The organism is Pseudomonas palleroniana, from assembly GCF_022836895.1.
GTDB classification, from domain to species: Bacteria; Pseudomonadota; Gammaproteobacteria; order Pseudomonadales; family Pseudomonadaceae; genus Aquipseudomonas; species Aquipseudomonas palleroniana.
The window spans coordinates 1,328,117-1,340,162 of record NZ_CP092411.1 but is presented as its reverse complement, the minus strand read 5'-3'; the positions used below and the strand labels follow the sequence as shown (position 1 = coordinate 1,340,162).

Sequence of the window (12,046 nt, the reverse complement as noted above, 5' to 3'; positions counted from 1 at the left end):
AGGGGGCTTGCTCCCGATAGCGGTGGGTCAGTAGCCAAGCAGTTGCCTGACACATTGCCATCGGGAGCAAGCCCCCTCCCACACTTGATCATCGTCGCCTGACAAAACTGGCTTATATTCACCCTTAAAACGTGTTCAGGAGAGTTTCCATGCGTATCGCTTCCCGCATCATCGGCGGTGTCCTCGCCGTCACCCTGTTGAGCCAGCTGACCGCCTGCGGTTCGATCTTCTACCCGGACCGCCGTGGCCAGATCGACGGCAAGATCGACCCGGCGATTGCCGTGCTCGACGCCGTGGGCCTGCTGTTCTATGTGATCCCCGGCCTGATCGCGTTCGGCGTGGACTTCGCCACCGGCGCCATCTACTTCGAACCGGGCAAGACCGCCCAGGTTGACCCGGCAAAACTCCACGAAGCCATTGGCGCAGACGGCAAAGTCGACAACGCCAAGCTGCAAACCATCATCCAGAAAGAAACCGGGCGCAGCCTGCCACTCGATGACCCGCGCCTGATCCAGTTCAAGGGCAGCGTGCAACAACTGGCCGCCCTGGGCCTGCAACCCGCTGCCTAAGGATCGTCCATGACCAGCAGTCCTGAACACGCCAGGCTCCTGCGCCTGGCCACCCGCGCTTCAGTGGGCGTGGCCTCTGCGCTGATTATCACCAAGGCCATCGCCTGGTGGTTCAGCGGCTCGGTGAGCATGCTCGCCGGGTTGACCGACTCGCTGCTCGATGGCGTGACCTCGCTGCTGAATTTGCTCGCCGTGCATTACGCACTGCGCCCGGCCGATGACGACCACCGTTATGGGCACGGCAAGGCGGAATCGCTGTCGGGCATGGCCCAGGCGCTGTTTATCGCCGGCAGCGCGGTGTTGATCGCGTTCCAGGCGTACCAGCGCTTGCAGCATCCGGAACCCGTCGGCGCGCCGTGGTTGAGTATCGGGGTGATCGTCTTTTCGCTGTTGATGACGGTGGCGCTGCTGATGCTGCAACACCGGGTCATCCGTGAAACCGGCTCCAACGCGGTGCGCGCCGACTCACTGCACTACCGCTCGGACTTGATGCTCAACGGCAGCATCCTGGTGGCGCTGGTGTTGGCGGGTTTTGGTTACCATCAGGTCGACGCCTGGTTCGGCCTCGGCATTGCCGCCTACATCTTGTGGAGCGCCATCCAGATCGCCCGGGAGAGCTTTGCTGTATTGATGGACGAGGAACTGCCAGCGGACGTGAGCCAGCACATGCTGGAACTGGCCCGTGGCGTCCCCGGTGTATTGGGCGCCCATGATTTACGCACGCGAATCTCCGGCAGCCACTGGTTCGTGCAGTTGCATCTGGAATTGCCAGGGGAATTGACGCTGTCAGTCGCCCATGGCATCAGCGATCGAGCCGCCGACGCCATTCACCAAGCCTACCCGCGTGCCGAAGTGCTGGTGCACGCCGACCCGCGGGAAGTGGTCACGGGCAATAAAACCTAATACTGCACCTGATAACCGCGACTGCTCAGGCAGTTGCCCTGGGCCTGACGGTAGGTTTGCACCACCGCAGGCGCCGGGGCGTAGGTCACCGCCTGCGGATCAAAACCACTTTGCTGCACCGCCCAGCGATAGCAGTCATAGCCGTCCTGTTGCACCTGGGCTGGTGACTGGCCGTTGGCCGGGTAGGCCACCACGTCGTAACCATTGCCCTGTGGCGCCGGCGGCGGCGTCGGCACTTGGGTCGGCGGTTGCACCACCACGTACTGCTGGGTGCTGCTTTCGTAGGTGTAATAGGCGCCGGCCGCGAGGAAGAACAGCGCACTGCCCACCCACACTTCCCGTGCGTAATCCGGCAGGTATTGCACGCGGATACCGTACGGCGGCGTTACCACCACATAACGCGGGCCTTGCGGGCGATACCAGTAGCCACCGGAGAAGAAATAGTCCTGGCCACGGTAGGGCACGCGGTAATTACGCTCGGGGAAACGGTCGACGACATATCCCGGTCGATATTGCGGGCCTGGGCCCCAGCCATTGCCGTGCCCATCGGGGCGGCCGGGCCAACGGTGATCATCGGGCCGGCCATTGTTGAAACCGCCGCCGGGACGCGGCCCGGGGCCATTACCGGGCTGCCAATGCGGATTGCCGTCATTACGCCGCGGGATGTCCTGGTAGTAACCCTGACGCGGCTCCTGGGTTTGCCGAACGGTGTCCGGGCGCCCCTGGATCGGCAGGTTATTCGCAGGCTGCGGCGCCGGCCGAGGTGGTTCGGCGCCTTGCGGCCGACCTTGCCACTGCCCGTGCCCCTGCTGCTCGCCCCGCTCGAAATGTTCGTTTTGCGGGCGCGGCGCATTGTTCTCGAAATGTTGATTCTGTGGACGGGGCTGGTTGTTTTGCGGGCGGGGCGGTTCGTTGCCCTGCCGCCCACCCTCCGGCCCTCTTTCATGTTGGCCGCCGCCTTCAGAACGGGGGTCATCAGCCATCACTTGCGCGCTGACGGTGACCATCAGCAAACCTACACCTGCCAAACGCCAGATGCGTTTCATGCTATTCCTCACTGCGGATTAGGGCCTGGATACCCGGCCTCATACATGAGACTGGAAAAGCCTCACCCGGTTCTGAGACAGGTTATCAGTCACGAGAACAATTTTCTCAAGGCAAAGAAAAAGGGGCGACCCGTCGGCCACCCCTTGAGAATTTTGTCCTGGCTCAACGCTTTTGACGTTGGCTCACCTCACGCCGTCTGGTAGACAGTGTGCAGCCTGGAGGCCGGCTCAACCCTGCTGGGGCGGCGGCCGCAACGTGCCTGATTGGGCTCGCTGGAAGTGGACTGTTGTCCAGGCGGTGATTCTGTTGATAACGATACCCGCGTGTGCCCGACAGATGATTGCGAAGATTGCGTCAATAAACAGTGCTTGCGCAATTTTTAACCCTTCATAGATAATTCACCGCAATAGTTACGACAAAGGCCAACCCAATGAGCAAGCTTGACCGATACGACCTGAGTATTTTGGCGGAATTGCAGCGCGACGCGAGGATCTCCAATCAGGAGTTGGCCGAGCGCATCGGCCTGTCACCGTCGCCCTGCTCTCGCCGGGTCAAGCAATTGGAAGACGACGGCTACATTGCGCGCCAGGTCGCCTTGCTCGACCGCAAGATGCTGGGCCTGAGCCTCACAGCCTATGTATTGATCGGCATGGACCGTCACACGCCAGAGCGTTTCGAGAACTTCGAAGCGGCCATCCGCACCCTGCCCCAGGTGCTGGAATGCAGCCTGGTGACCGGGATGGATGCGGACTATCAGTTGAAAGTCGTGGTGCCGGATATGGACCACTATCAAAAATTGCTGCTGGGCCACCTGACCCGCATCGAAGGCGTGACCAGCGTGCGGTCGAGCTTTGTGCTGAACCAGGTGTTGAACAGCACCGAACTGCCCCTGACCCACCTGCGCACCTGACCCCAGGACCAATCGCGATCCAATGTGGGAGGGGGCTTGCTCCCGATGGCAGTGTGTCAGTTGATGCATCCAGTGAATGACACTCCGCTATCGGGAGCAAGCCCCCTCCCACAGTTGGAACGGACTTCGATCCAGGTCAATATTGCGTCAGTAGCGCTGCCGTATACTCGCCGCCTTCACTGTCGGAAAAATCCCCATGAACAACATCGACCCCGCCCTGTTTGAAGAATGGATGATGACCGGCCTGGTCACTGTCCTGATTATTTTCATGGGCTTTATCGTCTGGGACCTCGCGAAGAAGTCCAAAGCCGGTCGCTTTGGCTCGTTCATCCTGTTTTTCGTACTGGGGCTGGGCGTGGCAGCGTTCATCATCAAAAGCGTGGTGATCGGCCTGATCGAATCCGGCGCCCTATAAACGCGCCGGCACTTCCTTCCACTGGCCTTGATCCAGGCCATCGATCGACCAGCCGCCAATGCGTACCCGCACCAGGCGCAAGGTCGGCAACCCAACCGCCGCCGTCATGCGCCGCACCTGGCGATTGCGGCCTTCGCGAATCACCAACTCCAGCCATGACGTCGGCACACTTTTGCGAAAGCGTACCGGTGGGTTGCGTGGCCACAACTGGGGCTCATCCAATTGGCGCGCTTCGGCGGGCAGGGTCATGCCGTCGTTAAGCTCCACGCCGTCACGCAGGCGTTGCAGCTGCTCTGGCGTCGGCTCACCTTCGACTTGCACCCAGTAGGTTTTCGCCAGCTTATGCTTGGGGTCGGCAATCCGCGCCTGCAGTTGCCCATCATTGGTCAGCAGCAACAACCCCTCGCTGTCACGGTCCAGGCGACCGGCCGGGTAGATACCGGGGATGTCGATAAAGTCCTTGAGGGTCGCACGCCCACCTTCGTCGCTGAACTGGGTCAGTACATCGAACGGCTTGTTGAACAGGATCAGCTTCGGCTCGGCCGGGGGCGCCTTGGCGACACGCCGCGCAGCGGAATACGGAGGTTTCACGCCTGGGCGGCGCGAGTCGGGGCGAGTGGGACGGGACATGGCAAAAAGAACATCTAACGGTCAGGACCGACAATGCTAGTGGCCTGACCGCTAAATGACCATCCCAACCGCTTAGCGGAACGGTGGTTCGTCGAAGCTGCGCAGCTTGCGCGAGTGCAGCGAGTTGAGCTCGGTGCGCAACAGGTCGACCGCCTCGATGCCGATCTTCAAGTGCTGGCTGACCGCACGCTCGTAGAACGCGTTGGCCGAACCTGGCAGCTTGATCTCACTGTGCAACGGTTTGTCCGACACACACAGCAAGGTGCCGTAAGGCACACGCAAGCGGTAGCCCTGGGCGGCAATGGTGCCGCTTTCCATGTCCACCGCCACGGCGCGGGACAGGTTGATCAGCGGCCGTTCCTGGGCCCAACGCAGTTCCCAGTTGCGGTCGTCGTAGGTCAGCACGGTGCCGGTGCGCAGGCGCTTTTTCAGCTCTTCGCCCTTCTCGCCGGTGACATTCGCCGCGGCCTGCTGCAGCGCCAGTTGCACTTCGGCCAAGGCCGGGATCGGAATGTTCGGCGGTACGACGCGGTCGAGAATCCCGTCGCGGCGCATATAGGCGTGGGCCAGTACGTAGTCGCCGATGGTCTGGGATTGGCGCAGGCCGCCGCAGTGGCCGATCATCAGCCAGCAATGGGGGCGCAGCACAGCCAGGTGGTCGGTGATGTTCTTGGCGTTGGACGGGCCGACGCCAATGTTCACCAGGGTCACGCCGTGGCCGTCAGCGGCCTGCAAGTGGTAGGCCGGCATCTGATAGCGGTGCCAGACCACACCGGCGGCAATCGCCGAGGCTTCGCCGTGATCCATGCTCTTGTCGATCACCACGTTGCCCGGCAGCACCATGCGGATAAAGCGCGGATCGCTGCGCAGTTGCTCCAGGCCATGCACGATGAACTGGTCAACATAGCGATGGTAGTTGGTCAGCAGAATCCACGGCTGCACATGGCGCCAGTCGCTACCGGTGTAGTGCACCAGGCGACGCAGGGAAAAGTCCACGCGGGCCGCATCGAACAGTGCCAGAGGCAGCGGGTCGGTGTTTTCCCAATCGTAGAGGCCATCGGCAATGCCGTCGGTGGCGGCGGACAGGTCGGTGCTGGGGAATACGCGAGCCAGGGTCGCGGCGGTAACGCCGGAGCCGGCCAGTTCGTCGCCCTGCTCCACCACGTACGGGTAAGGGATGTTCTGCTGGCTGACGCCCACTTCTACCGTCACGGTGAAGTCGTGCATCAGCGGCACCAGTTGCTCCAGCAGATACTTACGGAACGCCGCAGGATGGGTGACGGTAACGCTGTAGGTTCCCGGCAGTTGAACCTTGGCATATGCCCGGGTGGTCTGTGGGACTTCACCGTGGCAGTGATAGGTCAGGCGCAGTTCCGGGTAGCGAAACAGTGCGCGCTGTTCGGCGTCGGGTTCGACGCGGTTCTTGAGGTATTGCTTGAGAGCCTGATTGAGCGCGCCGGTAGCACGCTCATGCAGAGCCGCCAGCCGGTCCACGGCTTCTTCAGCGGTTTGAACGACAACAAAAGCTTCGGTCACGGTAAGCATCCTGTGTTCTGACTTGCAGGCCTTTATCTTGCCTGTATCCCTGCTGGACGGAAACCAAGGATTGAAATGCGTGCAAAATGGGTGGGCTTGACCGAGCGCATCAAAGGGCTGGCGTGGAACGCGCAACAATCGCCTCGACCTCCACCCCTCGCGGCAAGGTGCCATACACGCGGCCGGACGATGCCCCCAGCCGGCTGGCGATAAACCCGTCACTGACCGCCGCATTCCCCGCTTCCAGCAACAGCTTTGCCTGTAAGGCCAGGGCGATATCCTCGGTCAGTTGCCGTGCGCGGTACTGGATATCCTGGGTGTCCATGAACGCCGTCTTCAACTGTTCGATATGCCGCGCCAGTTGTTTATCGCCGTGACCGCTGCCCAGTTCGACGAACAGTGCCTCCAGCACGCCCGGCTCTTTGGACAACGCCCGCAGCACGTCCAGGCACTGCACATTACCCGAACCTTCCCACGTCGAGTTCACCGGTGCCTCACGGTACAGGCGCGGCAGGATGCTGTCCTCCACATAACCGGCGCCGCCCATGCACTCGGCCGCTTCGTTGATCATCGCCGGCGCACGCTTGCAGATCCAATATTTGCCCACCGCCGTGACCAGCCGGGCGAACTTGGCTTCCTGCTCGTCAGCGAGATGGTCCAATGCCCGCCCCATGCGCAGGCTCAATGCCAGGGAGGCTTCGCTCTCCAGGGCCAGGTCGGCCAGTACGTTTTGCATCAGCGGTTGCTCGCTGAGCACGCGGCCGCCGACCGAGCGATGGGCGCAATGATGGCTGGCCTGGGTCAGCGCCTGGCGCATCAGGGCACTGGAGCCGACCATGCAATCGAAGCGAGTCATGGCGACCATCTCGATGATGGTCGGCACGCCACGCCCCTCCTCGCCGATCATCCAGGCCAGGGCGCCGCGAAACTCCACTTCGCTGGACGCATTGGAGCAGTTGCCGAGCTTGTTTTTCAGGCGCTGGATGTAGAACTCGTTGCGCGTGTCATCCGGGCGGTGCCTGGGCAGCAGGAAACAGGTGAGCCCCTTGTCGGTCTGGGCCAGGGTCAGGAACGCGTCGCACATCGGTGCCGAGCAGAACCACTTGTGCCCCACCAGTTCATAGGCTTGCCCGGGGCCGCCCGCGCCCACCGGGTAGGCACGGGTGGTGTTGGCGCGCACATCGGTGCCACCCTGTTTCTCGGTCATGGCCATGCCGATGGTGGCACCGCCCTTGTGCGCGATGCCGACGTTGCGCGGGTCGTATTGGGTATTGAGGACCTTGGGCAGCCAGGTCTGCGCCAGGTCCGGTTGCAGGCGCAGCGCCGGCACGCAGGCGAAGGTCATGGTCAGCGGGCAACCGGTACCGGCTTCGGCCTGGCTGTGCAGGTAGGTCATCGCAGCGCGGGCCACATGGGCACCGGGCTGCGGATGGGCCCAGGGCAGCGACGGCAGGCCATGTTCGACGGCGGTGCGCATCAGTTCATGATAAGCCGGGTGAAATTCAACCAGGTCGATGCGATGACCATAACGGTCATGGCTGTTGAACACCGGCTTGTTCTGGTTCGCCAGGAACCCGGCTTCCATCAACGGGCCACCGGCCAGCGCACCGTAAGCATCGATACGTGTCTGCGCCCAGCCGGCGCCGAAACGCCGCGACCATTCTTGCAGGGGCAAGTCGACGCGGTAGAGGTTGGTACCGTCGAGGGAGGGCGGTTGGTTGGTGACGTCGTGGGTTTCGGCGAACGAGTGCAGGTTCATGGCGGGCCTCCTGAAATAAAGGCCACGTCGATCAAGGCGGTTTACAGGAGCGAGCTTGCTCGCTGCTGCACGCTGCCTACCGGTAGGGCCGAAGTTTCAGTTAAGCACCGTCATCGGCCTTTAAAAAGTGGCATAAACGCCGAATGTCCGGCGCTTTCGCCCTCTACCGAGCACAGCACACGCCGCTCCAGCACCGCCTGCAAAGCGTCGAAGCGCACGGGTTTTGACAGGCGGTCGCTGACGCCGACACCGTGGCAACGCTCACGCTCCGGCACCTGCAAAGAGGTACTCAAGGCAATCACCGGCAACTCACCGCACCCCGGCAAGGCACGGATCTGACAGCACAATGAGAAACCACCTTCGGGCACATCCAGCAACACGGCATCGAAGGTTTCGTCTTGCAGGAGCGCCAGGGCTGACGCGCCACTGTCTACGGTTTTCACCCGGTAACCGAGCTTGAGCAACATCCCGCGTACCGCCAGTTGGCCCACGCTGTTGTCGTCCACCAACAGCACCGCGCAATCCTGAGGAGCACGCTGCCTGTCGAGGGCGACTTTCGGTTCAGACGGCACTTTCAGTTCAGACGGCGCCGCGCCGACTTCCATCTCCAACTGGAACCGGCTGCCTTTACGCGGCTCGGAATGATGGGTCAGACGCCCGCCCAGCAACTCGATCAACTGCCGGCAAATCGCCAAGCCAATACCCAGGCCGCCGTATTCGCGAGTGGTCGAACCATCGAGTTGGAAGAAGCGTTGGTACAGCGTGGCCTCGTCCAGAAAGGCGAAGCCCACGCCGGTGTCGGTTACGATAAAGCTCAAACGCAACCCGCCATCCGCATGTGGCACGCCCACCACGCGCAAGCGCACACTGCCCTCGTGGGTGAACTTGAAGGCATTGTCCAGCAGGCAATCCAGGCACTGAGTGAGTTTGCCCGCGTCACCGATCATGCGGTCCGGCAGTTCATCGGCGATATCGATGGAAAACGCCAGCCCCTTGCTCTGGGCGCTGGCGCTGAACTGCTGGCGCAAGGTATCCAGGGTGCCACGCAGGCTGAATACCTGGGGCTGAGCGGTGAGGCGCCCGGCTTGCAGTTCGGTCAAGGTGAGGATGCCGTTGACCATGCGCATCATGTCCCGCGCCGAGCCGGCAGCCGTTTGCTGGTACTGCGCCAAGTCATCGTCCAGCGGCACGGTGTGCATCAGCTCCAGGGAACCGATCACGCCATTCATCGGCGTGCGCAACTCGTGAGTCAGCGTGGCGAGGAATTCGTCCTTGAGACGGTTGCTGCGGGCCAATTGCTGGTTGAGCACTTCGAGCTTCTGGCTGGCGTCGAAGAGGATTTGCGCCTGTTGCTCACGCATGCCGTTGATGCGATCGGCCAGGGCCAGGGACAGCAACGCCACCTCAATGGCCGAGCCGAGTTGGCTGGCATACATGGTCAGGAACACATTAGGCAGGTAGCCCAGCACCATCATCGTGTTGACCACCCCGCCCAGCAGGAACGCCGACCAGGCAATGATGAAATAACGCGCCATGCGCTGGCCACAGAACCAGGCCTTGATGGCCGTGAAAAAGATGGTCACGGTAAACACCAGCGCCAGGCCGGTCGCCAGGCGTAAGGCCAGTGCATAGCTGGTCAGCAGCGCCAGCACCATCACCACCGCGCCGCAGGCCGCTAACGCCAGCAACAGACGATCAAGCCAGCGGCTGTGCTGCGCCGTGTGCAGGAAGCTGCGTGCGAACAGGCTGCCAAACAGCGCCGCCGAGCCGATCAGGAACGGCACCGCCGCATTCGCCCACCACGGGCTGTTCGGCCAGAAATACTCCATGGCCACGCCATTGACCGCCAGTTGATAGAGGCCGAACGAGGCAATGTAGAGGATGTAATAGAGGTAGCTGGTGTCGCGCACGCTCAAGTAGATGAACAGGTTGTAGACCAGCATCCCCAGCAATACGCCATAGATGGCCCCGAGCACGTAGAGGCGCAGTGGTTGCTGTTCCAGGTAGGCGGTACCGGACCACAGTGTCAGCGGCACCTGGATCGAACCTTCACTTTGCAGGCGCAGATAGACGGTTTCCTGCTGGTCGGGCACGAAGTTGAGCTTGAACAGGTAGTTGCTCTGGCGAACCTCACGGCTGGAAAACGGCAGGGCGCTGCCCGTGCGCGTCGTCAGGCGGTAGTGACCGGTGCCGTCCTTCTGGTACAGGTCCACATGGTTGAGCGGCGGATAGGCCAGTTCCAGAAACCAGCCACGCGGGGCGCGAGGGTCTTGGGCGAGGTAATGCAGGTCGACCTTGAGCCAGAACACCGAGCGCGAATAGCCGGCATTGAGGGTGGCTTTGTCATGGGTCTTGAACTGGGCAGCGTAAGCCGGGGAACTGACTTCGGCGATGGTGAGGGCATCCGTGGGGTCTTCGAGCACTTGCATGACCCGGCCCAGCGGCAGGCTTCGAGTCTGCTGATCGAAGTCGACGGCGTTGGCGAGCAGCGGCAACCCGCACAACAATAAGATCAGCAAATAGCGCATAGAGCCCCAGCGTGGACTGTCCGGTTATGTCAAAAGCCCCCCATTCCTTTTGAGTAGACGTACACCGGCGATACCGTGAGTTGTTTGAATCCACTCTAGCATAGCCAGTAAAGGCCATTAGACACTATTGAAATAATTTTTTGAAAGCCTCTATCACGAGGCTTTCAGCGCTTTTTCATGGGCTCAGCCAGATCATTGGCGGGGAATATCCAGGTGGTTTTCAAGCCATTAATTCCCCCCACGCCCGACAGCCACGCCAAAAGCGTTTGGTGGTAAGCTCGCGCACCATGAATATCTACAGCTCTCGTCCCGTTGTCCTCTGTCTCTCCGGCCACGACCCCAGTGGTGGTGCCGGCTTGCAGGCAGATATCGAAGCCCTGCTCGCCCAGGGCTGCCATGCGGCCCCGGCCGTCACCGCGTTGACCGTGCAGAACACGGTCAACGTCAGTGATTTCCGCGTGCTCGACCGCGAATGGGTGCTGGCCCAGGCCAATGCCGTGCTCAGCGACTCCGAAGTGGCGGCGGTCAAACTGGGCATGCTGGGTTCCATCGCAATGGTCGACACCGTGGTCGAACTGCTACAGGCGCATCCGCACCTGCCAGTGGTGTGCGACCCGGTGCTGCGCGCCGGCGGTGGTGGCAGCCTGGGCAAGGACGAAGTGGGCTATGCGATGCGTGAGCGCTTGTTGCCGCTGTCGCTGATCGCCACGCCGAACCTGCCTGAAGCGCGCATCCTCGCCGAGCTGCCTGAGGGGACGGCGGATGAATGCGCCGAGAAGCTGTTGCCCTATATCAAGCACCTGCTGATCACCGGCGGCCATGGCGACGAGCACGAAGTGCACAACCGCCTGTACAGCCGTGACGGCAGCCGCCAGACCTTTACCTGCCAGCGCTTGCCCGGCAGTTACCACGGCTCGGGTTGCACGCTGGCCAGTGCGCTGGCCGGCCGCATCGCCCAGGGCGAAGGCTTGGCCAGCGCCGTGCAATCGGCGCTCAACTACACTTGGCGGACCCTGCGCGACGCCGAACAACTTGGCCAGGGCCAGTTCGTGCCGCGCCGGCTGCCGCTGGATTTCTGCTCGTAACTTTTCGTCCTTAAAAGCAAGAGGCCTGCCCGATGAAACTACGTGGCCTGTATGCCATAACCGACAGCCAACTGTTGGCCGGCAAATTCCTCGCCTACGTCGAAGCGGCGTTGGAAGGCGGTGTGAGCCTGTTGCAATACCGCGACAAAAGCAGCGACGAAGCACGGCGCCTGCGCGAAGCCGAGAAGTTGCGAGAGCTGTGCTCGCGCTACAAGACCCAGCTGATTATCAATGATGACGCCGAATTGGCCGCACGCCTGGGCGTCGGCGTGCATCTGGGCCAGACCGACGGCCCACTGACCCCTGCCCGCGCCCTGCTGGGCTCCAAGGCGATTATCGGCGCCACCTGCCACAGCCAGATCGAACTGGCGGAGCAGGCCGCCAGGGAAGGCGCAAGCTACGTCGCTTTCGGCCGTTTCTTCAATTCCAATACCAAGCCTGGCGCCCCCGCTGCCACCGTCGAAATGCTCGCCCAGGCCCGCACCCGGTTGCAGTTGCCGATCTGCGTGATCGGCGGCATCACCCTGGAAAACGCCGAACCACTGGTGGCCCACGGTGCCGACCTGCTGGCCGTGGTGCATGGCCTGTTCGGTGCCGACAGCACCCAGGAAGTCACGCGCCGCGCCCGCGCATTCAACGACCTTCTGCGCCTTAAATAGACAAC

General features: G+C 62.2%; 11 protein-coding genes. 6 read left to right on the top strand and 5 right to left on the bottom strand.

The annotated features are described in order from the left end of the window. Window positions 1-149 precede the first annotated feature (149 nt). Together MJP36_RS06070 and MJP36_RS06065 are read left to right on the top strand one after the other, a co-directional pair. Window positions 150-569 carry a hypothetical protein gene (locus tag MJP36_RS06070; protein ID WP_060754700.1) on the top strand — a complete coding sequence of 140 codons (420 nt, stop codon included), beginning with the start codon at window positions 150-152 and terminating at the stop codon, window positions 567-569. A gap of 9 nt (window positions 570-578) precedes the next feature. Further along, window positions 579-1,472: a cation diffusion facilitator family transporter gene (locus MJP36_RS06065; protein ID WP_244385036.1), complete on the top strand. Its 894-nt coding sequence runs from the start codon at window positions 579-581 to the stop codon at window positions 1,470-1,472. Here the strand turns inward: MJP36_RS06065 and MJP36_RS06060 are convergent. Next, window positions 1,469-2,518 carry a DUF6515 family protein gene (locus MJP36_RS06060; protein ID WP_244385035.1) on the bottom strand — a complete coding sequence of 350 codons (1,050 nt, stop codon included), beginning with the start codon at window positions 2,516-2,518 and terminating at the stop codon, window positions 1,469-1,471. The two genes, MJP36_RS06065 and MJP36_RS06060, sit on opposite strands and share 4 nt — an antisense overlap. A gap of 431 nt (window positions 2,519-2,949) precedes the next feature. Here MJP36_RS06060 and MJP36_RS06055 point away from each other — a divergent pair, with 431 nt between their 5' ends. Beyond that, the gene (locus MJP36_RS06055; RefSeq protein ID WP_003194418.1) at window positions 2,950-3,429 is read left to right on the top strand and encodes an Lrp/AsnC family transcriptional regulator; all 480 of its coding nucleotides are present in this window, start codon (window positions 2,950-2,952) and stop codon (window positions 3,427-3,429) included. 205 nt (window positions 3,430-3,634) lie between these two features. Continuing rightward, the gene (locus tag MJP36_RS06050; protein WP_032884769.1) at window positions 3,635-3,844 is read left to right on the top strand and encodes a DUF2788 domain-containing protein; all 210 of its coding nucleotides are present in this window, start codon (window positions 3,635-3,637) and stop codon (window positions 3,842-3,844) included. On the opposite strand, the gene MJP36_RS06045 is transcribed toward MJP36_RS06050, so the two are convergent. The 4 genes from MJP36_RS06045 to MJP36_RS06030 all read right to left on the bottom strand — a co-directional run bounded on the left by MJP36_RS06045 (window position 3,839) and on the right by MJP36_RS06030 (window position 10,297). After that, on the bottom strand, window positions 3,839-4,474 hold the full coding sequence (locus tag MJP36_RS06045; protein WP_090365671.1) for a pseudouridine synthase: 636 nt from the start codon (window positions 4,472-4,474) through the stop codon (window positions 3,839-3,841). The two genes, MJP36_RS06050 and MJP36_RS06045, sit on opposite strands and share 6 nt — an antisense overlap. 72 nt (window positions 4,475-4,546) lie before the next feature. Beyond that, window positions 4,547-6,019 carry an AMP nucleosidase gene (gene amn, locus MJP36_RS06040; RefSeq protein ID WP_161548420.1) on the bottom strand — a complete coding sequence of 491 codons (1,473 nt, stop codon included), beginning with the start codon at window positions 6,017-6,019 and terminating at the stop codon, window positions 4,547-4,549. A gap of 100 nt (window positions 6,020-6,119) precedes the next feature. Next, a complete protein-coding gene (locus tag MJP36_RS06035) occupies window positions 6,120-7,769 on the bottom strand; it encodes an acyl-CoA dehydrogenase family protein (RefSeq protein ID WP_104996055.1) in 1,650 nt (549 codons plus the stop codon). Between the two features lie 110 nt (window positions 7,770-7,879). After that, complete coding sequence (locus MJP36_RS06030; RefSeq protein WP_244385034.1) at window positions 7,880-10,297, bottom strand: hybrid sensor histidine kinase/response regulator; 2,418 nt, start codon at window positions 10,295-10,297, stop codon at window positions 7,880-7,882. Window positions 10,298-10,584: 287 nt separating this feature from the next. Here MJP36_RS06030 and MJP36_RS06025 point away from each other — a divergent pair, with 287 nt between their 5' ends. Next, entirely contained in the window at window positions 10,585-11,382 is a 798-nt protein-coding gene (locus MJP36_RS06025; RefSeq protein WP_198762408.1) for a hydroxymethylpyrimidine/phosphomethylpyrimidine kinase, read from the top strand. 32 nt (window positions 11,383-11,414) lie between these two features. Then, a complete protein-coding gene (thiE, locus tag MJP36_RS06020) occupies window positions 11,415-12,041 on the top strand; it encodes a thiamine phosphate synthase (protein ID WP_060754708.1) in 627 nt (208 codons plus the stop codon). Window positions 12,042-12,046: the final 5 nt, after the last annotated feature.

Excerpts from the sequence above, each read along its gene's own strand:
- MJP36_RS06070 (WP_060754700.1), top strand. The coding sequence starts at position 150 with ATGCGTATCGCTTCCCGCATCATCGGCGGTGTCCTCGCCGTCACCCTG.
- MJP36_RS06065 (WP_244385036.1), top strand. The coding sequence starts at position 579 with ATGACCAGCAGTCCTGAACACGCCAGGCTCCTGCGCCTGGCCACCCGC.
- MJP36_RS06060 (WP_244385035.1), bottom strand. The coding sequence starts at position 2,518 with ATGAAACGCATCTGGCGTTTGGCAGGTGTAGGTTTGCTGATGGTCACC.
- MJP36_RS06055 (WP_003194418.1), top strand. The coding sequence starts at position 2,950 with ATGAGCAAGCTTGACCGATACGACCTGAGTATTTTGGCGGAATTGCAG.
- MJP36_RS06045 (WP_090365671.1), bottom strand. The coding sequence starts at position 4,474 with ATGTCCCGTCCCACTCGCCCCGACTCGCGCCGCCCAGGCGTGAAACCT.
- amn (WP_161548420.1), bottom strand. The coding sequence starts at position 6,019 with ATGCTTACCGTGACCGAAGCTTTTGTTGTCGTTCAAACCGCTGAAGAA.
- MJP36_RS06035 (WP_104996055.1), bottom strand. The coding sequence starts at position 7,769 with ATGAACCTGCACTCGTTCGCCGAAACCCACGACGTCACCAACCAACCG.
- MJP36_RS06030 (WP_244385034.1), bottom strand. The coding sequence starts at position 10,297 with ATGCGCTATTTGCTGATCTTATTGTTGTGCGGGTTGCCGCTGCTCGCC.
- MJP36_RS06025 (WP_198762408.1), top strand. The coding sequence starts at position 10,585 with ATGAATATCTACAGCTCTCGTCCCGTTGTCCTCTGTCTCTCCGGCCAC.
- thiE (WP_060754708.1), top strand. The coding sequence starts at position 11,415 with ATGAAACTACGTGGCCTGTATGCCATAACCGACAGCCAACTGTTGGCC.